Raw genomic sequence first — 21,001 nt, forward strand, 5'->3', positions numbered from 1 at the left:
CGCCGTACGGTAACACCATTACCGCTGGTCGAGGCGGCGCCCGCTACTTCAGCGTCTCGGTGGGGACCCCGAAGCGCTCCTGGTACGCGCTGACCTGGTCTCGCACCTCGTCGGCGTCGAGCCCGGTGTCCGCCCACGTGTAGCGGGCGCCGCCGCCGTCGCCCGGGTGCGCGGCCAGGAAGTCCCGCATGCGCCGTTCGGCCACCGGCGTCAGATCGCGTCCCAGTGCGGTGTACAGCTCGCGGATGGTCGCGAAAGGATCGCGGATGAAGTCGGCGAACTGCACGTCCACGATCTGACCGGGCGTCAGTACACCCGAGTCGCGGATCGACATCGAGCGTTCGAGGCCGACGAGGATCTCCTCGCGCGACTGTTGCGCGCACTCTCCGATATCGGTGTGGTCTGAGGCGAGGCGACGCACGTACGTGGTCAGTGCGGCGATCGAGGAGATCACGTTGAGCGGATCGCGGTGAGTCTGCACGATGAGCGCATCGGGGTACTCCGCGACCAGCGCGTCGAGCTGCCACAGGTGGGCGGGCGACTTCAGCAGCCACTGGCCGGAGACACCGGACTGCAAGTGCTGCAAGAAGATCCGATGATAGCGATAGGCGTTGCGGTGGTCCGCCTCGTGCAGCAGCCACCGGTAGTAGGTGGGCAGTCGATACTGCACTGAGAAGATCATGCTGCAGAACTGGGCTGCCCAGATACGCACACACTCCTGTCCGACCAGCGCACCCATCGGATGAAAGGTCAACAGTCCGGGCACGATCACTTCGGACATGTCGAGGTTGGCCTGGGTCTGCGCGATACGGGGATCGTCTGCGTAGGTGTCGGGCTGCGGCACCGGCCACGGCGCGTCGACCTCCCACGTCAGCGGAGGCCGAAGGTCGGGGTCCTGGGCCAGCAGGTCGAAGAGGATCGTGGTGCCGGTGCGGGGCTGGCCGAGGATGAAGATGGGCCGCTCGACGGGCGCGGCCGCGATCGCGGGATTCTCCTTGCGCCACTGCGTGATCCGCAGTCGGTGGGTGAGTGGATTGACGATGTCCATGACGGCGATCTCAACGCCGAGGTCGGACAGACGAGCCTCGGTGGCCAGTCCGTCGGCGAGAAGTGCGAGATTGTCGCGCCAGCCGTCGGGTTCGCCGAAGTCGTCGCTGCCCGCGATGTCGCAGGCCTGGGCGATCAGGGCATCGGGTTCGAATCGGTTCGTCATTCCGTCGCCCCCGAGCGCACGCTGACGGTCACGTCGGGTGCATCGGGATTGTCCAGCCAGCGCAGCACCACGAAGCCGCGGTGATGACCACCGGTGTCGAGCCAGTGCCCGTGGCCGAAGTCCTTGGCGCCGATGGCGATCCGAACCCTGCCGTCAGCGTCGGCCCTGACGCCCTTGTTGGTCACCGAGCTGTGCCTGCGCCGCGGTTCGATGCACTCGTGCCAGATGTTCTCCAGCGTGACGTTCCAGTACCGAGTGTCGGGTGGCGCGAATTCGAGCAGCAGCGTCTCGCCCTCGCCGAGCCCGAACGTGCCGATCATGTACAGGTTGTCCGGCGTCGTGTCCGCGGCACCGAGGTCGGCGGCCTCGGCCGTCAGCAGCACGTTGGGTTGCGTCAGCAGCTCGGGCTTGATGGTGCGGTGCAGGGTGGCCAGCTTGAAGATGGTCCACGCCATTGCGGTGAACTGCTCGGCCACATCGTCATCGGTCAGAACGCGCGGAGGATCGGGAAATCCATTGCTCCTCGCGTCCGCGGCATCGAGCGTCGCGATGTGCAGCGTGGCGGGGACCTCGGCCGCCACGTCACCGACGTACTCGCGGACCACGATCGACGCGGCGTCCGCGGGAATCTGGAGCCACTGCGCACCATCGAGTTCGGCGGGCGACGGTTCGTCGGCGGACACCACCACGGCGAACGAGTCCCCGTCGAGCCGCAGGTCGGTATCGCTGAGATAGGCCGCCATGCGGCGTGGCGTCATCCCGGTGCCCGCGAGCACCTGCATGCCGAGGTACGCGGTGCTGCCGCGTGTTCCGGTAACGCGGTAGCGGCGGTCACCGCGGATCATGGCGAGCAGATAGCGGCCGTCGGGGTTGGGTCCGCCGACAAGCCGGGTGGGCGAGCACATGTCGAAGAACCACGGCAGCTCCGGATCGGCCTCGACCGACAGCTCGGAGCACAGGGCGGTCACGCGCGACACCACCCGCAAGCCGTCAAGCAGCTCCCGTTCATCGCGTGCGTCGGCGGTCACGACAGCCGTGACGTCGTCGATCATCTTCCGGACGAACTGCCAGGCTTCCAGGGACTTCGTGGCAGTGATATCGCTCATGACGAGACAGGGTCTCATATGAGACTACGTCTCGAGGCTCAATTGGGAGCCCGTAGTCTCATGAATGAAATGAGCGAACCGATCGCACTCAATGTGCGCAAGCGTCAGGTCACGCGCGACCGCATCGCCGCGGCCGCCGCGCGGCTCGTGGCCGCGGACGGGCTGAGTGCCACCACCGTCGAGCAGATCGCGGCCGAGGCTGACATCGGCCGCGCGACGTTCTTCCGGTACTTCTCCTCCAAGGAGGACGCCGTGGCCGATGGCATGACGCGGCACTGGCTCGACGTCATCACCGCGCAGTTGGCCGCTCAGCCGCCGGAGATGTCGGCCCGCGACGCTGTCGCCGCGGCGTTTCACGACCTCGGCGACGGTTTCGACGCCATCAGCACCCAGGTTCGAGAGCTCGCCACACTGACCCGCTCATCGCCGGCGCTCAGCGCGTGGACGCTGCAGATCTATGTGGGCTACGAGGTCGCGATCGCTGACCTGGTGGCGCCAAGGCTGTGCGACCTGCGCCCCGACGACCCCCGGCCGAGACTCATCGGCGCGCTGGCAATGGCCTCGGTGCGCATCGCCCTCGACGACTGGCTGCGCCACGGTGGGTCGCTGCCGGACCGCGTGCGCACCGCGCTGGCCGCACTGACGGTTGGCTGACCATTTAGGCTGGTCCCATGTCCGTCCGCACTGCCCTTCGCTCCGGTGAGCTGTCCGCGACCCTTCCCGTACCCGCCTCGATCCCCAGGCCGGAGTACGCCTGGAAGCCGACCGTGGTCGAGGGCAGCGAACCCTGGGTGCAGACGCCCGAGGTGATCGAGAAGATGCGCGTCGCGGGCCGGATCGCGGCGAACGCACTGGCGGAGGCGGGCAGGGCCGTGGCCCCCGGCGTCACCACCGATCACCTCGACCGTGTGGCGCACGAATACATGCTCGACCACGGCGCGTATCCATCCACGTTGGGCTACAAGGGCTTTCCGAAGTCGTGCTGCACATCGCTCAACGAGATCATCTGCCACGGCATCCCCGACTCGACGGTGATCGAGGACGGCGACATCGTCAACATCGACGTCACCGCCTACATCGACGGTGTGCATGGCGACACCAACGCCACCTTCCTGGCCGGCGACGTCTCCGAGGAGCACCGTCTGCTCGTCGAGCGCACCCGCGAGGCCACCATGCGGGCGATCAAAGCCGTCAAGCCGGGCCGTGCCCTGTCGGTCGTCGGGCGTGTCATCGAGTCGTACGCGAATCGGTTCGGCTACAACGTCGTTCGCGACTTCACCGGCCACGGCATCGGCACCACGTTCCACAACGGCCTCGTCGTCCTGCACTACGACCAGCCAGAGGTCGAGACCATCCTCGAACCCGGGATGACGTTCACCATCGAGCCGATGATCAACCTCGGCTCGCTGGACTACGAGATCTGGGACGACGGCTGGACCGTCGCGACAGTCGACAAGAAGTGGACCGCGCAGTTCGAGCACACGCTGGTGGTCACCGACGACGGCGCGGACATCCTCACGCTCGCCGAATGAACCCGCGAGCCGTAGCGCAGTGAGCGGTTCAGCGCTGCTGATCGCGGGGACGACGTCGGACGCGGGCAAGTCGATGGTCGTGGCAGGCCTCTGCCGGCTGCTGGCGCGTCGAGGTATCCGCGTCGCGCCGTTCAAGGCGCAGAACATGTCGAACAACTCCGCGGTCACCGCCGACGGTGGTGAGATCGGGCGTGCGCAGGCGATGCAGGCACGCGCGGCGGGGCTGGCGCCCAGCACCCGGTTCAACCCCGTCCTGCTCAAGCCGGGATCCGACCGGACATCGCAGCTCGTCGTGCGCGGCAAGGTGACGGGGTCGGTCAGTGCCGGCGACTACTTCACTCACCGCACCCGGCTCGCCGAGGTGGTGATCGATGAACTCACGTCGCTACGAGGCGAATTCGACGCCGTGATCTGTGAGGGTGCGGGTTCACCGGCAGAGATCAACCTGCGCGCCACCGACCTGGCCAACATGGGCCTGGCGCGTGCCGCGGAGCTGCCGGTGGTGGTGGTCGGCGATATCGACCGCGGTGGCCTGCTGGCGCACCTGTTCGGCACCGTCGCTGTCCTCGAGCCCGAGGACCAACGGCTCATCGCCGGCTTCATCGTCAACAAGTTTCGCGGTGACGCCGCACTGCTGGCGCCCGGTCTTGACCAACTGCGTGACCTCACCGGAAGGCCCACGTACGGCGTGGTGCCCTACAGCGAGGGCATGTGGCTGGATGCGGAGGACTCACTGTCGGTGCACGCTCACCGTGCCGTGGGAGTGCCCCAGGCGCCGCGCGGCGCGGGCTGGCTGCGGGTCGCCGCCATCAGGCTGCCGCGCATCTCGAACACCACCGACGTGGAGGCGCTGGCGTGTGAACCGGGGGTGCTGGTGCGGTGGGTCACCGACCCCGCCGACCTCGCCGATGCCGACGCGGTGGTCCTTCCGGGTAGCAAGGCGACCGTGTCCGATCTGGCCTGGCTGCGGGAGCGGGGTCTGGCCGACGGTGTCATCGCGCACGCCGCCGCGGGCCGGGCGGTTCTCGGGGTGTGCGGCGGCTTTCAGATGCTGTGCCGCCGGATCGACGACCCGGTCGAGTCGGGCCGCGACGATGTCGCCGGCCTGGGCCTGTTGGACGCCGATATCGTGTTCGACCCGGTCAAGACCCTGCAGCACTGGGATGAGCCATTGTCCGGGTACGAGATCCACCACGGTCAGCTCACCCGCCACGCCGAGGACGACTGGCTGTCAGTGGGGATTCGGCACGACCACGTCTACGGCACGCACTGGCACGGGCTGCTCGACAACGACGAGCTGCGCCGTCGGTGGCTGACCGACGCGGCGCAGGCGGCGGGCCGCGACGACTTCGAGGTCGCCGCCGACATCGACGTCACCGCGCGTCGCGACGGTCAACTGGACCTGATGGCCGATCTGCTCTGCGAGCACGTCGATGTCGACGCCCTCATGGGCCTGCTGAACGGGGGCCCACCGCCACGGCCGGTGATCACCTCGGCGCTGGGTTAGCCTGGCGTCATGAGGGCCCTGCGGGTGGCTGTCATCGCGATCATTGCGTTGGCGACCGGCAGCTGCGCGAATTCGGTCGAGGGAACGGCGACCTGGCCCGGCGCCCGCATTGAGCAGGCCGTCCTGAGTGCGGACGACTTCCCGCCGGGTGTGACCTATGACCGCCTGAACAAGGACCCGGCCGCCTCCGACGCGTCGGGCGGACTGCCCGCGATGCTGTCCAGCCCGAAGGGATGCTCGGACGGGCTGAGCCGGGTGATCTCCGCGTCGGCCGAGCGCGGTGCGGGCAGCGCAGTCGAGTACGTCGTCGGCTACGACGGCGCCCGCATTCTGATGACGGTGTTGTCGTGGCCGCTCGACCTCGACGGGCTGGCCGCAGAGGCGGAGCGGTGCGCACGGTTCGAGACGTTCTTCGACACAGCGTCCCCTGGCATTCCGATGACGACCACCCGGTTGGACACCTCGCGTGAGCAGACACTGGCCTATCGGCAGACGATGACACTGGGCTCCGGTGAGAGCAGCGTCTACTTCTGGTTCGCCAACGCTGAGGAGTCGGCGGTTTTCGCCGTTGCGTTCCCGACTCCCAACCCGACGATCGCCGTCAAAGCCGCTTTGCCGCAGACTTTTCTGGATGTCGCGGCAAAGCAGACCGACCGTCTCGCGGACCGTTGAGCCCTGGGCGAACGCGCGCCGAAACCAGCCCCCAACATGATCAGTTTCCCTGTAGCGTGGCCGAATGCCCTCGACCGTGATGACCGTCGACGGGATACCCGCTGCCGTCGATGTGTCCGGCCCGGACAACGGGGCCGTCGTGGTGCTGCTCGGGGCGGCCCACCAGGGGCCTGCGGCGTATGACGGCGTGTGCCAGCGGCTGCACACCGCGTCGCTGAAGACTGTCGTGATTGGGCCGGATCCACGTCTGTCGGCAAAGGCCGTGGTCGGCATCCTCGACACGCTCGGCGTCCGGTGGGCGCTGCTGGTGGGTGACCGCCTCGGTGGTGAGCTGGCCTGGGAACTCGCCGCGACCCGCCTGGACCGCTTCATCGGGCTGGTGGTCGTCGACCGGGGTCACCCACGCGTGGCCGACCAGACTGGCCTGATCCGCGACAATGCCTGTCCACCGGTCGAGGTCAACACGACCGCCCTGGTCAGCTCCCCGGCGGCACGTTCGGTCGCGAAGGCGAGTCAGCGTTTTGTGTACGGCGACTACCGCGTGGTCGAGCTGCTTGGGCGTCGCAGCGCACAGGAATCCACGGCCCAGTTGGCGGCCGAGATCGTGATGCGCACCAGCACCTGGTGAGGGTCCGCGGGCCGACGCTACTGAACGATCAGCGTGCCGTGCATCGACGGGTGATACGTGCAGTGAAACGGATACGATCCGGGCTTGCTGGGTGCGGTGAACGACCCGTCGGCGTTGCCTGCGATGTCGACATCGAACGCGCCCGCGGTGTCGGACGTGACGGAGTGTTCGACGGAGTCGTTGTTGGTCACGCTGACCTGCGCTCCGGGCGGCACAGTGATCGGTTCCCCGAAACTGTGGCTGGCAATGGTGATCGTCGCTGCCGACGCGTCGGTCGCCTGTGACGCAGGGGCTGCCGTCACTGAGGTGACGGTCGACGCTGATCCGTAGGTTCCAGTGGGGCCCGATGACCCGCACGCTGCGGCGAGGACCGTGACAAGGCACATGACCGCCCAGAGCGCACGGCGCCGGACGAGCGGGAAATTCATTCGCGACCACATGTGAGAGACACGGTTGTAGGGCCGAAATGGTTCAGTGCCCCGACACGCCCATCGCCGTCATACCCCTCCTCACGGTGTGTCGAGGACGACCTCTTCGCCGGTCTCGGTGATCTCGACCTGCTTGATCGGCCCGGTGAACCACTTCTTCACCGACGCGTGCCAGTAGATGTAGAGCAGGATCAGGACGCCGCCCACCAGTAGCGGGGTGTAGTTGACGTACTTCCACTCGAAGGTGTCGCCCCAGAACACACCACCCGAGGACGTCGGGAACATCGCGATGGCCGAGGTGACGATGATCTCGGCGACCGCGACCGGCGCCATCCACTTGTGGTGGCCGCGCAGGTTCCACTTGCCCACCTTGAAGTCGTCGCCCATTCGCCAGCGCAGGTAGATCGGTACCGCGAAGCACAGGTAGAGACCGACGACGCCGATCGAGACCACCGCGAAGAACGCCACGGGCACCGGGGCGCCGTTGATGTCGACCTCGACGAGGGCGGGCAGGGTGATGACCGCCGCGAGCACCGCGGTCACGACGACGCCGTTGGCGGGCACCTTCTTGGCGCTCACCTTCGACCAGAGCTGGTGCCCGGGCACCGCCCGGTCCCGGCTGAACGCGAATAGCATGCGCGACGCGCTCGTCTGGCACGCCGTGGTGCAGAAGAACTGCCCGGCCGTCGAGATGAGCAGCACGATCACAACCCACTGGGAGTCGAGCGCCTGATTGAAGATCCCGACGACGGCACCGCCGCCGGCCGACACCGCGTCGGCGTCGTTCACCGCGAACAGGAACGACAGCAGCAGGATCCAGCCGCCGATCGCGGAGTAGAAGATGGACCGCCAGATGCCCTTAGCCGCACCGTCGGCAGCGCTCTTGGTCTCCTCGGACAGGTGCGCCGACGCGTCGTAGCCGGTGATCGTGTACTGCGTCAGGATCGCCGAGATCGGCAACACGAATAGCAGCACGCCGATGCCGGACATCTCACCGCCGAACATGCCGCTGTTGTTGATGGTCTGGGTGAACACATCACCGAAACTGGCGTGCTGTTCGGGCAGCAGGAAGAGGATCAGGATGACCGCGGCCGCACCGGCGACGTGCCACCACACCGAGACGTTGTTGATCACCGCCAGCAGGTGCGACGAGAAGATGTTGATCGTCGCCGAGACTGCCAGGATGATGACGAACAGGATGAAGGTCCTCGTCAGGCTGTATCCAGCCAGCCAGGTCTCGCTGAACGTGCCGAGCGTGAGGTCCAGGAACGTGGCGCATCCGTACGACACCGACGCCAGGATGGCGATCAGGCCGATCAGGTTGAGCCAACCGGTGTAGAAGCCTGCCTTGGGGCCACCGAGCTTGGCCGCCCACCAATAGATTCCGCCCGACGTCGGGTACGCCGACACCAGCTCCGACATGCACAGCCCGATGATCAGGATGAACACCGAGACGATCGGCCAGCCCCACGCGATGGCAGCGGGTCCGCCGTTGTTCCAGCCGAGGCCGAACGACGTGAAACAGCCCGCCAGGATCGAGATGATCGAGAACGAGATGGCGAAGTTGGAGAAGCCGGACCAGGACCGGTTCAGTTCCTGCGTGTACCCCAGCGAAGCGAGGTGTAACTCGTCGTCGTTCAGTACTTCATGACCCTCCGGCATGGTGCTCTCCTCCTAGGCGTCCCCATGGTCTAGGGGGACAATAGAACTCCATTGGTCTGGTGTCCTACCTTTGACGATGACAGTTGTGTAAATCCACGGCACCCTTACATGGTGGGATGAGATCCAATGGTTGAATTTCCGACATGTCTGACAGGGGAGCGCACGTGACGTTGAAGACCAGGACCGGGACTGGGATGTTGTCGCAAGCCGAGCTGGAGGGCCTCATCGCGGCCGGTGACGTGGACACGGTGGTCGTGGCATTCGCCGATATGCAGGGCCGGCTCACCGGTAAACGCATCTCGGCGCGGCTGTTCATCGACGAGGTCGCCGAGCACGGCGCGGAGTGCTGCAACTACCTGCTCGCCGTCGATGTCGACAACAACACCGTCGACGGGTACGCGATCTCCAGCTGGGAAACCGGGTACGGCGACATGGTGATGACACCGGACTTCTCGACATTGCGGCTGCTGCCGTGGCTGCCCGGCAGCGCGCTCGTCATGGCCGACCTGTCCTGGACTGACGGCACCACGGTGAAGCAGGCGCCGCGCAGGGTCCTGCGCACCCAGCTCGACCGGCTCGCCGAGCGGGGCATGGGTGCGATTGCCGCCACCGAACTCGAGTTCATGGTGTTCGACGACACCTATCGCGACGCCTGGAAGTCCGATTACCGCAACCTGACGCCCGCCACCGACTACAACGTCGACTACGCGATGCTCGCCTCGACCCGGATGGAACCGCTGCTGCGGGATATCCGCCTGGGCATGGAGGGCGCGGGCATGTACTGCGAGGGTGTCAAGGGCGAGTGCAACCTGGGGCAGCAGGAGATTGGGTTCCGGTACGACGACGCGCTGGTCACGTGTGACAACCACACCATCTACAAGAACGGTGCCAAGGAGATCGCCGATCAGCACGGCAAGAGTCTGACATTCATGGCGAAATACGATGAGCGCGAAGGTAACAGCTGTCACATTCACATCTCGTTTCGAGGCGCCGATGGCGACGCGGTGTTCGCCGACGAGTCCGATCCGCATGGCATGTCCAAGATGTTTCGCAGCTTCATCGCGGGCCAACTCGACACATTGCGCGAACTCACGTTGTTCTATGCACCGAACATCAACTCCTACAAGCGGTTCGCTGACGGAAGCTTCGCCCCCACCGCCGTCGCGTGGGGCCTGGACAACCGCACCTGCGCGCTGCGCGTGGTCGGACACGGCAGCGGTCTGCGGATGGAGTGCCGCGCGCCCGGAGGTGATGTCAATCAGTACCTGGCCGTGGCGGCGCTGATCGCGGGCGGACTGCACGGCATCGACGCGGGCCTCGAGCTTCGCGAGGAGTGCAGTGGCAACGCGTACACCAGTGGTGCAGAACGTCTTCCGACGACCCTGGCCGAGGCCGCCGACCTCTTCGGCTCGTCCTCTGTGGCACGCGCGGCGTTCGGCGACGACGTCGTTGACCACTACCTGAACAACGCGCGCGTCGAACTCGCGGCGTTCAACTCGTCTGTGACCGATTGGGAGAGGCGCCGTGGGTTCGAACGTCTCTAGGCCGGTTCTGGGTCTCACCACCTATCTTCAGCAGGCGCAGACCGGCGTGTGGGACGTGCGCGCGAGCTTCCTGCCCGCCATCTACGTCGAGGGCGTCACCAATGCCGGCGGCATCGCCGCACTCCTGCCGCCGCAACCCGTCGACGACGACATCGCAAGCCGGGTGCTCGACGGTCTGGACGGACTCGTCATCACCGGAGGCCGCGACGTCGACCCCGCCACGTACGGTCACGCGCCGCATCCGACGACTGACCAGCCGGCAGACGACCGGGACGCCTGGGAGTTCGCGTTGCTGCGGGGCGCGCTGGCGCGCCGTCTCCCGGTCCTCGGAATCTGCCGTGGCGCACAGGTTCTCAACGTGGTGCTCGGCGGTACGCTGCACCAGCATCTGCCCGACGTGGTGGGACACACCAGGCACCAGGCGGGCAATGCCGTGTTCACCACCTCGAGTATCAGGACCGTGCCCGGGACCCGGGTGGCTGGGCTGGTCGGTGAGTCCATCGATGCCCAGTGCTACCACCACCAGGCGATCGCCACGCTCGGCCGCGACCTCGTGGTCAGCGCCTCGGATACCGTCGACGGCGTTATCGAGGCGGTGGAGATCGACACGACGGCCCACCCGGACTCGTGGGTTGTCGCGGTGCAGTGGCATCCCGAGGAACGACTCGATGACCTACGGCTGTTCGCGGGAGTCGTCGAGGCAGCCCAGACGTATTCGATGAGGAGAGTGAACGCATGACGGCCACCCAGGTGATCAACCCGGCGACCGAGGAGGTGCTGCAGACCGTCGAGCACTTTGACGTCGAGGCCACCGACGACGCGATCGTCCGGGCCAAGGTCGCCCAGAGGGCCTGGGCCAAGGCCGCTCCCGCCGAGCGCGCCGCGGGACTGCGTGCCTTCGCTGCCGTCGTCGACGCGCACGTCGACGAACTCGCTGCGCTCGAGGTGGCGAACTCGGGCCACCCCATAGGCAACGCGGAGTGGGAGGCCGGCCACGTCCGCGACGTCCTGCAGTTCTACTCAGCGAGCCCAGAGCGGCTGACCGGCAAGCAGATACCGGTCGCCGGTGGGCTCGACGTGACGTTCAACGAGCCGCTCGGCGTGGTCGGGGTCATCACGCCGTGGAACTTTCCGATGACGATCGCGTCGTGGGGTTTCGCGCCCGCGCTGGCGGCGGGTAACGCCGTCCTGGTCAAACCCGCCGAGTGGACGCCGCTCACGACCGTCCGGCTCGCGGAGCTCGCTGCCGAGGCCGGGTTGGACCCAGACCTCTTCCAGGTGCTGACCGGCCGCGGGTCGGTGATCGGGGAGCGGTTCGTCACGCACCCCGATGTGCGCAAGATCGTCTTCACAGGTTCCACCGAGGTGGGTACGCGAGTGATGGCCGGCGCGGCAGCCCAGGTCAAGCGGGTCACTCTGGAACTCGGTGGCAAGAGTGCCAACATCGTGTTCGATGACTGCGATCTCGAGAGAGCGGCGGCCACCGCGCCCTACGGCGTTTTCGACAACGCCGGCCAGGACTGCTGCTCCCGCAGCCGGATCCTGGTGCAGCGCAACGTCTACGACCGCTTCATGGAGCTCTTCGAGACGGCGGTGAAGGGTGTCGCCGTCGGCGATCCCACGGCCCGCGAGACCGAGATGGGCCCCCTGGTGTCCAAGCCGCACTGGGAGTCCGTCGCCGCCTATGTTCCCGACGATGCGCCCGTGGCGTTCCGCGGTTCGGCGCCGACGGGGCCGGGGTACTGGTTCCCGCCGACCGTCCTGACGCCGCAGCGCAACGACCGCACCGTCACCGAGGAGATCTTTGGACCGGTGGTCACCGTGCTGCCGTTCGACGACGAGGCTGATGCCATCGAGCTGGCCAACGACACCCCGTATGGTCTGTCGGGTTCGATCTGGACCGAGAACCTGTCCCGCGCGGTGCGGGTGTCGCGGGCCGTCGAGGCCGGGAACCTCAGCGTGAACTCGCACTCCTCGGTGCGATACAGCACGCCATTCGGCGGCTTCAAGCAGTCGGGGCTGGGCCGCGAGCTGGGACCGGACGCACCGTTGCACTTCACCGAAACCAAGAATGTGTTCTACGCGATCGGAGAGAACTGAATGGACCTGACCCAGCGACTGAAGGACAAGGTCGCCGTCATCACCGGCGGCGCCAGCGGCATCGGACTGGCGACGGCCAAGCGCATGCGGGCCGAGGGGGCCATCGTCGTCATCGGTGACGTCGACGCGACCACAGGCAAGTCTGTCGCCGATGACTTGAACGTCACCTTCGTACAGGTCGACGTCTCGGATCAGGTCGCGGTCGATCGACTGTTCGACACGGCGGTCGAGGTGCACGGTGGGGTCGACATCGCGTTCAACAACGCCGGCATCAGCCCGCCGGAGGACGACCTGATCGAGAACACCGGTATCGACGCGTGGGACCGGGTGCAGGACATCAACCTCAAGTCGGTGTTCTTCTGCTGCAAGGCCGCACTGCGGCACATGGTTCCGCAGCAGCGCGGCTCGATCATCAACACGGCGTCTTTCGTCGCGGTGATGGGGTCGGCGACGTCGCAGATCTCCTACACCGCGTCCAAGGGCGGGGTACTGGCCATGTCGCGCGAACTCGGGGTGCAGTACGCACGTCAGGGTATCCGGGTCAACGCACTGTGCCCGGGGCCGGTGAACACCCCGCTGCTGCAGGAACTCTTCGCCAAGGACCCCGAGCGGGCCGCTCGTCGACTGGTGCACGTTCCGGTCGGGCGGTTCGCCGAACCCGAGGAACTCGCCGCCGCTGTCGCATTCCTTGCCAGCGACGACGCCTCGTTCATCACCGCGTCGAGCTTCCTCGTCGACGGTGGCATCAGTGGTCACTACGTGACGCCGCTCTAGCACCATGACCGATCCCGATCCGCTGCCCAGGTCTGAGACGCTGCTGCGCCCGGTGCGGCTGGGTAATGCGTTCGAAGACACGGTGGGTCGGCTGCTGGAGACCATAAGGCTCGGTCTGCTGGCGCCCGGCGAATCCCTGCCCCCGGAACGTGAGCTCGCCGTTCGGCTTGGCGTCAGCCGCGACACCGTCCGCGAGGCCATCAAGTCGCTCGCCGAGGCGGGCTACCTCGTCTCTCGGCGCGGTCGGTACGGCGGCACGTTCCTGGCCGAGGAACTGCCCTCGCCGAGCGCGGAGGGCATCCGGTTCAGTCGCGCCGACATCGACGATGCCCTGCGGCTTCGCGAGATCCTCGAGGTGGGCGCGGCGCGGATGGCGGCGAGTCGAACGCTCACCGCCACCGAGCGCGAGACGTTGTGGACCCGGCTGGCCGACGTCCGTGACGCCGAACCCGAGGACTACCGCAGGCTCGACTCGCGGCTGCATCTGGCGATCGCCGAGGCGGCGGGGACGCCGTCGGTCGTGCCGCTGGTCGCAGACAACCGGATGCGCCTCAACGAACTGCTTGACCAGATCCCGCTGCTGGCCCGCAACATCGTCCACTCCGACGAACAGCACGAGGCCATCGTGATGGCCATCCTGGCCGGTGACGGTGAGCGAGCCGCGGAGGTGATGACCGCCCACGTCTGGGGCTCGGCAGCCCTGCTGCACGGTTTCCTGGACTAAATTGCAGGTGTGGCGGATCGGACCGTGGTCAAGCGGGCCTCGTCGGCGCTGGCCGACGTCGACACCGGCGGCTGGGCACAGCGTTTCGATCTGTTGTCCGACCCGCACCGCCTGGAGATCCTGCTCAGCCTGCACCGCGCGCCGGGCATATGCGTCAGCGATCTCGCTGCCGCGCTGGGAAGGTCAGAGAACGCCGTGTCGCAGGCCCTTCGGGTGCTGCGCGAACAGGGCTGGGTGACCAGTACCCGGGTGGGCCGTTCGGTGGCGTACCGGCTCGATGACGAAATCGTGCACGACCTGCTGCATTGGATCGGTGCGCGTCACGGCTGAGACGCCCGATCTGATTTGGCGGGCGGGGTGGCGGGTGATGTCATCTGTTCACCTAGACAGATGTGGTGCATGGTCCTAGGGTCGGATTGATGAGCGCCCGGGTCAGCGCAGTCAACTCCACATCGAGCGAATCATCCGCGACACCGCGCTTCCAGCGGGCGGACTGGACGTCGATCGCTGTGATCGGCGCCGTCGTCCTGCTGCTGCATGTCGTCGGATGGGGCGTGCTGGTCCTGGCCGTTGCACCGCAACACATCACGCTCGGATCGGCGGGAGTGTTCGGCGTCGGCCTCGGGGTGACGGCCTACCTGCTCGGAGTGCGCCACGCCTTCGACGCCGATCACATCGCCGTCATCGACAACACCACCCGGAAACTGGTCGGCGAGGGCAAGCGCTCGCTCAGCGCCGGATTCTGGTTCTCCCTCGGACACTCCAGCGTCGTGTTCGGTCTGGCGCTGCTGCTCGCTCTCGGCGTGCGCGCTCTCGTCGGTCCGGTGCAGGACGAGGGTTCCCCGATGCTGCAGACCCTCGGACTCATCGGGTCCCTGGTCGCCGGGACGTTCCTCATTCTGATCGGCCTCACCAATCTGTTCGCCGTGTTCGGTATCGCCAAGGTACTGCGCACCATGCGCACCGGCGAGTTCGACGAGGCCGAACTCGAACGGCAGTTGCACAGCCGCGGCTTCCTGGCCCGGTTACTCGGCCGGGTGATGCGGCGCGTCGACAAGCCGTGGCACCTCTACCCGGTCGGTCTCCTGATGGGTCTGGGCTTCGACACCGCCACTCAGGTGGCGCTGCTGGTGCTGGCGGCGGGCACGGCGGCATTCACGTTGCCCTGGTACGCCATCCTCGTGCTGCCGGTCCTGTTCGCGGCGGGTATGAGCCTCTTCGACGCGCTCGACGGCATCTTCATGGCACGCGCCTACGGCTGGGCGTTCCTCAAACCGGTCCGCAAGGTCTACTACAACCTGACTGTGACAGTGCTGTCGGTGCTCGTCGCACTCGTCATCGGCGTCATCGTCCTGGCGGGACTGCTGGCCGATCGTCTCGGCGTCGAGACCGGGCCATTGGCGTTCGTCGGGTCAGCCGACCTCGAGGTGGTCGGCTTCATGATCGTCGGGCTGTTCGTCGTGGCCTGGCTGATCGCCTTGGCCGTCTGGCACTTCGGTCGGGTCGAGGAACGGTGGAGCCCGCCCGTCACCTAGCCGGGGTCGTGGCGCCAGGATTCACATAACGCACACTATGTAGATCCCCGAGTGGCCGAGGCGGACTGGCTGGCCACGGTGGTCGCGCCAGGCGCTGCCCACGGCTCCGAGTCCATGAGATTGGGTGTGTGGCAACGCATTCAAATATTTCGTGCCCGGGTCGGGGTCGCGATCCTGGCGCGGGCGGGCACAGGGTGGGGGACTGGCCGGGGCCCGCCCGGCGACCTGCGGGCCATCCTGAAACCACAACGGGAGCAAGTGTTTCTGTGAAGTTGCTGTGATGTGCTGGACCCAGGTCCGCATTGTTGCTACATAGTGCGCGTGATATAGGTACGGTATGCAAAATTCGCCGTCCGCTGGGCGAGCCAGCGATTGTGTCGGCGAGCTTCTTGATCAGTCGGTGGACCTGACAGCTCGATTCCTCACCGACCGTGCCGAATTGAGCACGTCCGCAGCGTTCGCGATGAACAGGGTCAACCGAGAGGGCCCGATTCGGTTGACGGCGTTGGCCGCCAGGGAGGGGATCAGCCAACCGTCGATGACGCAGCTGGTCCAACGGCTGGAACGACAGGATCTGGTGACCCGGTTCGCCGACCCCGCGGACGGGCGCGCTGCCCTCATCGGCCTCACTGAGCATGGTCGAGAGGTTCTGGACGACCGGAAGCGAGTCCGTAGGGCCCGCCTCGCCGAGTTGTTGGCGACGCTGTCGCCCGAGGAGGAGAACGCGTTGTGGCTTGCCGCGCGGGTCGCATATCCCGTCCTGGTTCGCTTGACCGCCGAGGCTGACTGCGCCACAGGTGATGTCGCGGCCGAATTCGACCCGAAGGTGGCCAAGTGAGACGCGTTCCGATTGGCCGTGCGTTGAAAAAGCTGTGGATCCCGTTGGTCCTGGTCGTCGTTCTGGCGATCTCCGGTCTTGTCGTCTCCCGTTTGCACGGGATGTTCGCCTCCGAGGATCTGAACGCCAACGCAGGTGCCGGCATCGAAATCGTGCAGTTCAACCCGAAGGTCATGGTCTACGACGTGTACGGCCCGCCAGGAACCACGGCCCAAATCAGTTACTTCGATCCTGACGCGAATGTGCATCTGGTCACCGTGCCGTTGCCCTGGTCGGTCACATTGTCGACGACGTTGCCGACGGTCAGCGCCAATCTCATGGCGCGCAGCGACGGCGACGAGATCGGTTGCCGCGTCACAGTGAACGGAGTTGTCCGTGAGGAGAAATCAGCCAATGGGGTCAATGCCCAGACCTACTGCCTGGTGAAGTCGGCATGACCCATACCGCGCCCCCGGCCACCGCTGCCGACCAACACAAGCGGCCACTCTTCGCGCACGCGCTGCGCATCCTTGCTGTGCCGATAATCCTGTTCTGGATCGCCTTTGCCGTCACGGTGAACGTTGTCGCGCCTCAGCTCGAGGTCGTCGGTGAGCTCCATTCGGCGCCGATGGCCCCCGAGGACGCGCCGTCGATGAAGGCCATGAAGCTGATGGGCGCCAACTTCGGCGAGTTCGACTCCAACAGCACGATCATGGTGGTCATCGAGGGCGAACAGGCGCTCGGCCCCGATGCTCACCAGTACTACGACGAGATCATCCGCAAGCTGCGCCAGGACCCCGAACACATCCAGCACATCCAGGACTTCTGGGGCGACACGTTGACGGCGGCCGGCGCGCAGAGCGCCGACGGCAAGGCCTCCTACGTGATGCTGAACCTGGCCGGCGAGCAGGGGCAAACCCTGGCCAACGAGGGCGTTCAGGCCGTTCGCAAGGTCATCGCCGAGACGACTGCACCCCCAGGCGTGCAGGCCTACGTCGCGGGACCGGCATCGCTCACCGACGACCTGCACGTCATCGGCAACGCCAGCCTGGCCACGATTACGCTGCTCACCCTTGTTGCGATCGCAGGCATGCTGCTGGTCGTCTACCGCTCGATCGTCACAACGCTCATCCAGCTGTTCCTCACGTTCCTCGGACTGCTGACGGCGCGCGGCGTCGTGGCGGTACTGGCCAGTCATGGCGCGTTCGGACTGACGACGTTCGCGGGCAACATCCTCACGATGTTGGCGATCGCGGCGGCCACCGACTACGGCATCTTCCTGTTCGGCCGCTACCGCGAGGCACGCGGTATGGGGGAGGACCGCGACGACGCCTACTACACCACGATCAAGTCGGTAGCTCCCATCATCGTGGGCTCGGGTCTGACCATCGCCGGGGCCACCTTCTGCCTGAGCTTCGCGCGGCTGCCCTATTTCAGCACCATGGGCGCACCGGTCGCGATCGGCATGATCGTGGTCGTGGCGATCGCCGTCACGCTCGGGCCGGCCGTCCTCTATCTCGGCAGCAGGATTGGGCTGTACGAATCCAAACGCCCTCCCCAGAGCCGGTTTTGGCGGCGTATTGGCACCGCCGTGGTCCGCTGGCCCGCACCCATCTTCGTGGCGAGCCTCTTCGTGGTGCTGATCGGCCTTGTGGCAATTCCGGGATACAAGCCGGCCTATAACGACCGCTACTACCTGCCGCAGGACGCTCCGACGAACGTCGGCTTCGCCGCCGCCGACCGGCACTTCTCGCAAGCCCGGATGAACCCGGACATCCTGATGGTCAACGCCGATCACGACATGCGGAACCCCGCCGACATGCTGGTGCTGAACGCGGTGGCACGCAACGTCATGCACACCGAGGGCATCGCCATGGTGCAGAACATCACCCGGCCGCTTGGGATTCCGATCCAGCACAGCTCAATTCCGTTCCAGACCAGTGTTCAGGGTCAGACGAACAATATGAACCTGCCGTTCCAGCGGGACCAGCTGGCCAACACGCTCAAAATGGCTGACGCAACGCAGGTGTCGATCGACATCTTGGAGGAGCAGTACCAACTCTCGCTCAAGCAGACCGCACTCACGCAGGACTCGGCGGCCAAGTCGCAGGACCTGCTCGCGATCACCGCGAAGGTACGAGACAACATCGCGAACTTCGATGACCAGTTCCGGCCGATGCGGAACTACTTCTACTGGGAGCCGCACTGTTTCGACATCCCGCTGTGTGCTGCGGCGAGGTCGCTGTTCGATTCCCTCGACGGGATCAGCGAACTGACTGACGCGACGGGAGCGGTGCAGGGCAACACCGACCAGTTGGCGGCGCTGGCTCCTCAGTTGACGGCACTCCTGCCGCAGACGATCGCGGCGATGAAGACCAGTAGAGACCTGTCGCTGGCGTCATACAATTCGCAGAAGGCGCTGCTCGATCAGTTGGAGGCGAGCAACGACACCGCCTTGGCGATGGGTGCGGCGTTCGACGATGCAAAGAACGACGACCTGTTCTATCTGCCCCCGGAGGCGTTCCAGAACCCCGACTTCGAGCGCGGGCTGAAGATGTTCATGTCACCGGACGGCAAGTCGGCGCGGATGTTCATCACGCACGAGACCGATCCCGCGACAACTGAGGGAATCAGCCGGATCGACTCGATTCGCAAGGCCGCGCAGGATGCCTTGAAGATGACGTCGCTGTCGGACGCGAAGATCTACCTCGGCGGGGTGGCGGCGACCTACAAGGACATGTCGGACGGCGCCAGGTACGACCTCATGATCGCCGTGGTGTCGTCGCTGACGCTGATCTTCATGATCATGCTCATCCTGACCCGAAGTGCGGTGGCATCGCTGGTCATCGTCGGCACGGCGGCCAGCTCGATTGCCGCGTCATTCGGTATCTCGGTGCTGATCTGGCAGGACCTGTTCGGTATCCAGGTGCAGTGGCTCGTCATGCTGATGTCCGTCATCATCCTGCTGGCGGTGGGATCGGACTACAACCTGCTGCTGGTCTCGCGATTCAAGGAGGAGATCCACGCGGGCCTCAAGACCGGCATCATCCGGTCCATGGCGGGTACGGGCGGCGTGGTCACCTCAGCCGGGCTGGTGTTCGCGGCCACGATGGCGGGAATGATGGGCAGCGAGCTGATCGTGCTGGCCCAGATGGGTTCCACGATCGCCATCGGACTGTTGGTCGACACGTTCATCGTGCGTTCGCTGCTGATGCCGTCGATCGCGACACTGTTGGGCCGGTGGTTCTGGTGGCCGCAGGTCGTGTATCCGCGGGGTGACAACCACTTTCGGAAGTCGCCGCCGCCTCCCAGCGAAGACGCGGACACGGCGGCACTTCCGGTGCAGGCGTAGGCGCGGGAGCTAGTCGAGGCCGAGCAGCGCGTTCTCGACGACCTCGGACAGCGCCGGGTGAATCCAGTACTGGCCCTTGGCGACCTCTTCGGCCGTCTGGCCCAGGCTCATCGCCTGGATGAGCGGCTGGATGAGCGAGGACGCCTGGTAACCCATCAGGTGCGCGCCCAGAATCAGGCCGGTCGAGCGGTCGGCGATCACCTTGGCGATCCCGGTCTTGTCCTCCATGGCCCAGCCGTAGGCGGTGTCGCCGTAGTTCTGCACCTTGACCGCGATATCGAAGCCCTGTTCACGGGCCTGCGCCTCGGTGAGTCCGACCGTGGCGATCTGGGGGTCGGTGAACACCGCCGACGGAACGAAGCGGTGATCGGAGGCGACCATCGACGCGGTGTCGTCCCAGTCGAGGAGCAGATTGCGTCGCACCACCCGCATCTCGTGGTTGGCGACGTGCTTGAGCTGGTAGGCCGACGACACGTCACCGAGTGCGAAGATGCCAGGCGCGGTGGTCCGCTGGTACTCGTCGACCACCACCATGCCGTTCTCGTCGACTGCCACACCGGCAAGGTCGGCGTCGAGCAGATCGCCGTTGGCGATCCGCCCGGTGGCGACCAGGAGCATGTCGGCGGTGATCGTGTCACCGTCATCGAGTTCCAGGACGATGCTGTCCCCGTCGTGATGTGCGCCGACGATGTTCTCGTGCGTGCGCACGTTCCACTTCGCCTTCGCGAGATCGGTGAACCGGTGACACAGCGTCTCGTCGCAGTGGGTGAGCAGGCCGTCGCCGCGCACCACGATGGTCACCTGCACTCCGAGCGCGGAGAACACGTGCGCGAACTCCGCGGCGACAAACCCGCCGCCGACTATCACCAGATGTTCGGGCAGTTCCGGGATCCGCATGACGGTGTCGCTGGTCTGGTAGTCGACGCCGCAATCGATGATGGCCGGTGGAACATTGATGCGCGAGCCCGCGGCGATCACCACCTTGTCCGAGGTGAACTCCTCACCCGCCTCGGTGCGCAATGTGTACCGGCCGTCGGGCTGGGTGGGTCCGAACCGCGTGTGGCTGCGGTACAAGTCGACGCCTGCCAGACTGCGTTTGTAGTCTTCGCCGCCCTCGGCGATCGGATCGATGCGGCTGAAGACCCGCGACACGATATCCCGCCACCGCACACCGTCGATGGTCGCGTCGATACCGTAAACCTTTGCGTGCCGGATGGTCTGGGCCACCTCGGCGGCGTACACGAACATCTTGGTGGGGATGCAGCCGACGTTGAGGCAGGTGCCGCCGAACGTGCCCTGCTCGCATATCGCGATCCGCATATCGGCGTAGCGCGGGTCGGCGGCGGGATCGGGAATGCTGTTGCCAGAACCGGTTCCGATGATGGTCAGGTCGTAGTGCTCCACGCG

General features: G+C 66.2%; 20 protein-coding genes. 15 read left to right on the forward strand and 5 right to left on the reverse strand.

Annotated features, from left to right (window positions below):
- Positions 1-43: 43 nt before the first annotated feature.
- The gene (locus ABIA65_RS23190) at positions 44-1,213 is read right to left on the reverse strand and encodes a sulfotransferase family protein (protein ID WP_354525030.1); all 1,170 of its coding nucleotides are present in this window, start codon (positions 1,211-1,213) and stop codon (positions 44-46) included.
- Positions 1,210-2,319: a DUF1214 domain-containing protein gene (locus tag ABIA65_RS23195; RefSeq protein WP_354525031.1), complete on the reverse strand. Its 1,110-nt coding sequence runs from the start codon at positions 2,317-2,319 to the stop codon at positions 1,210-1,212. Before ABIA65_RS23195 ends, ABIA65_RS23190 begins: the two co-directional genes overlap by 4 nt.
- A 69-nt stretch (positions 2,320-2,388) precedes the next feature.
- On the opposite strand from ABIA65_RS23195, the gene ABIA65_RS23200 reads away from it, so the two are divergent.
- From ABIA65_RS23200 to ABIA65_RS23220, 5 genes are all read left to right on the forward strand, one after another.
- Positions 2,389-2,973: a TetR family transcriptional regulator gene (locus ABIA65_RS23200; RefSeq protein WP_502919606.1), complete on the forward strand. Its 585-nt coding sequence runs from the start codon at positions 2,389-2,391 to the stop codon at positions 2,971-2,973.
- Between the two features lie 17 nt (positions 2,974-2,990).
- Positions 2,991-3,851 carry a type I methionyl aminopeptidase gene (gene map / locus ABIA65_RS23205; protein ID WP_241399681.1) on the forward strand — a complete coding sequence of 287 codons (861 nt, stop codon included), beginning with the start codon at positions 2,991-2,993 and terminating at the stop codon, positions 3,849-3,851.
- A gap of 19 nt (positions 3,852-3,870) precedes the next feature.
- The gene (locus ABIA65_RS23210; RefSeq protein ID WP_354525033.1) at positions 3,871-5,358 is read left to right on the forward strand and encodes a cobyric acid synthase; all 1,488 of its coding nucleotides are present in this window, start codon (positions 3,871-3,873) and stop codon (positions 5,356-5,358) included.
- A 9-nt stretch (positions 5,359-5,367) separates the two neighbouring features.
- Positions 5,368-6,030 (forward strand): hypothetical protein, encoded by a 663-nt coding sequence (locus tag ABIA65_RS23215; protein ID WP_354525034.1) that lies wholly within the window; start codon positions 5,368-5,370, stop codon positions 6,028-6,030.
- A gap of 64 nt (positions 6,031-6,094) precedes the next feature.
- Positions 6,095-6,658 carry an alpha/beta fold hydrolase gene (locus ABIA65_RS23220; protein WP_241399678.1) on the forward strand — a complete coding sequence of 188 codons (564 nt, stop codon included), beginning with the start codon at positions 6,095-6,097 and terminating at the stop codon, positions 6,656-6,658.
- A 17-nt stretch (positions 6,659-6,675) separates the two neighbouring features.
- Here the strand turns inward: ABIA65_RS23220 and ABIA65_RS23225 are convergent, their stop codons facing one another.
- Entirely contained in the window at positions 6,676-6,960 is a 285-nt protein-coding gene (locus tag ABIA65_RS23225) for a cupredoxin domain-containing protein (RefSeq protein ID WP_354525035.1), read from the reverse strand.
- 207 nt (positions 6,961-7,167) lie between these two features.
- Entirely contained in the window at positions 7,168-8,748 is a 1,581-nt protein-coding gene (locus ABIA65_RS23230) for an amino acid permease (protein ID WP_241399676.1), read from the reverse strand.
- 194 nt (positions 8,749-8,942) lie between these two features.
- Here ABIA65_RS23230 and ABIA65_RS23235 point away from each other — a divergent pair, with 194 nt between their 5' ends.
- The 10 genes from ABIA65_RS23235 to ABIA65_RS23280 all read left to right on the forward strand — a co-directional run bounded on the left by ABIA65_RS23235 (position 8,943) and on the right by ABIA65_RS23280 (position 19,594).
- Complete coding sequence (locus ABIA65_RS23235; RefSeq protein ID WP_354525210.1) at positions 8,943-10,292, forward strand: glutamine synthetase family protein; 1,350 nt, start codon at positions 8,943-8,945, stop codon at positions 10,290-10,292.
- Positions 10,273-11,031, forward strand: coding sequence for a gamma-glutamyl-gamma-aminobutyrate hydrolase family protein (locus ABIA65_RS23240; protein WP_354525036.1), 759 nt, complete (start codon positions 10,273-10,275; stop codon positions 11,029-11,031). The genes ABIA65_RS23235 and ABIA65_RS23240 overlap by 20 nt, the downstream gene beginning before the upstream one ends.
- Positions 11,028-12,392, forward strand: a complete 1,365-nt coding sequence (locus tag ABIA65_RS23245) for an aldehyde dehydrogenase family protein (protein ID WP_354525037.1) — start codon at positions 11,028-11,030, stop codon at positions 12,390-12,392. Before ABIA65_RS23240 ends, ABIA65_RS23245 begins: the two co-directional genes overlap by 4 nt.
- Positions 12,393-13,166 (forward strand): 3-oxoacyl-ACP reductase, encoded by a 774-nt coding sequence (locus tag ABIA65_RS23250; protein WP_241399673.1) that lies wholly within the window; start codon positions 12,393-12,395, stop codon positions 13,164-13,166.
- Positions 13,167-13,170: 4 nt separating this feature from the next.
- The gene (locus tag ABIA65_RS23255) at positions 13,171-13,890 is read left to right on the forward strand and encodes a FadR/GntR family transcriptional regulator (RefSeq protein WP_241399672.1); all 720 of its coding nucleotides are present in this window, start codon (positions 13,171-13,173) and stop codon (positions 13,888-13,890) included.
- 9 nt (positions 13,891-13,899) lie between these two features.
- Positions 13,900-14,220, forward strand: coding sequence for an ArsR/SmtB family transcription factor (locus ABIA65_RS23260; RefSeq protein WP_241399671.1), 321 nt, complete (start codon positions 13,900-13,902; stop codon positions 14,218-14,220).
- Between the two features lie 89 nt (positions 14,221-14,309).
- Positions 14,310-15,425, forward strand: coding sequence for a Nickel transporter NicT (gene nicT, locus ABIA65_RS23265; protein WP_241399670.1), 1,116 nt, complete (start codon positions 14,310-14,312; stop codon positions 15,423-15,425).
- Between the two features lie 439 nt (positions 15,426-15,864).
- On the forward strand, positions 15,865-16,263 hold the full coding sequence (locus ABIA65_RS23270; protein ID WP_241399669.1) for a MarR family winged helix-turn-helix transcriptional regulator: 399 nt from the start codon (positions 15,865-15,867) through the stop codon (positions 16,261-16,263).
- Complete coding sequence (locus ABIA65_RS23275) at positions 16,260-16,700, forward strand: MmpS family transport accessory protein (protein WP_241399668.1); 441 nt, start codon at positions 16,260-16,262, stop codon at positions 16,698-16,700. The genes ABIA65_RS23270 and ABIA65_RS23275 overlap by 4 nt, the downstream gene beginning before the upstream one ends.
- Complete coding sequence (locus ABIA65_RS23280; protein ID WP_354525038.1) at positions 16,697-19,594, forward strand: MMPL/RND family transporter; 2,898 nt, start codon at positions 16,697-16,699, stop codon at positions 19,592-19,594. The genes ABIA65_RS23275 and ABIA65_RS23280 overlap by 4 nt, the downstream gene beginning before the upstream one ends.
- A gap of 9 nt (positions 19,595-19,603) precedes the next feature.
- On the opposite strand, the gene mtr is transcribed toward ABIA65_RS23280, so the two are convergent.
- Positions 19,604-20,998 (reverse strand): mycothione reductase, encoded by a 1,395-nt coding sequence (gene mtr / locus ABIA65_RS23285; RefSeq protein ID WP_354525039.1) that lies wholly within the window; start codon positions 20,996-20,998, stop codon positions 19,604-19,606.
- Between the last annotated feature and the right edge of the window lie 3 nt (positions 20,999-21,001).

Source organism: Mycolicibacterium sp. 624, assembly GCF_040548615.1.
In the GTDB taxonomy this organism is placed as follows: Bacteria; Actinomycetota; Actinomycetes; order Mycobacteriales; family Mycobacteriaceae; genus Mycobacterium.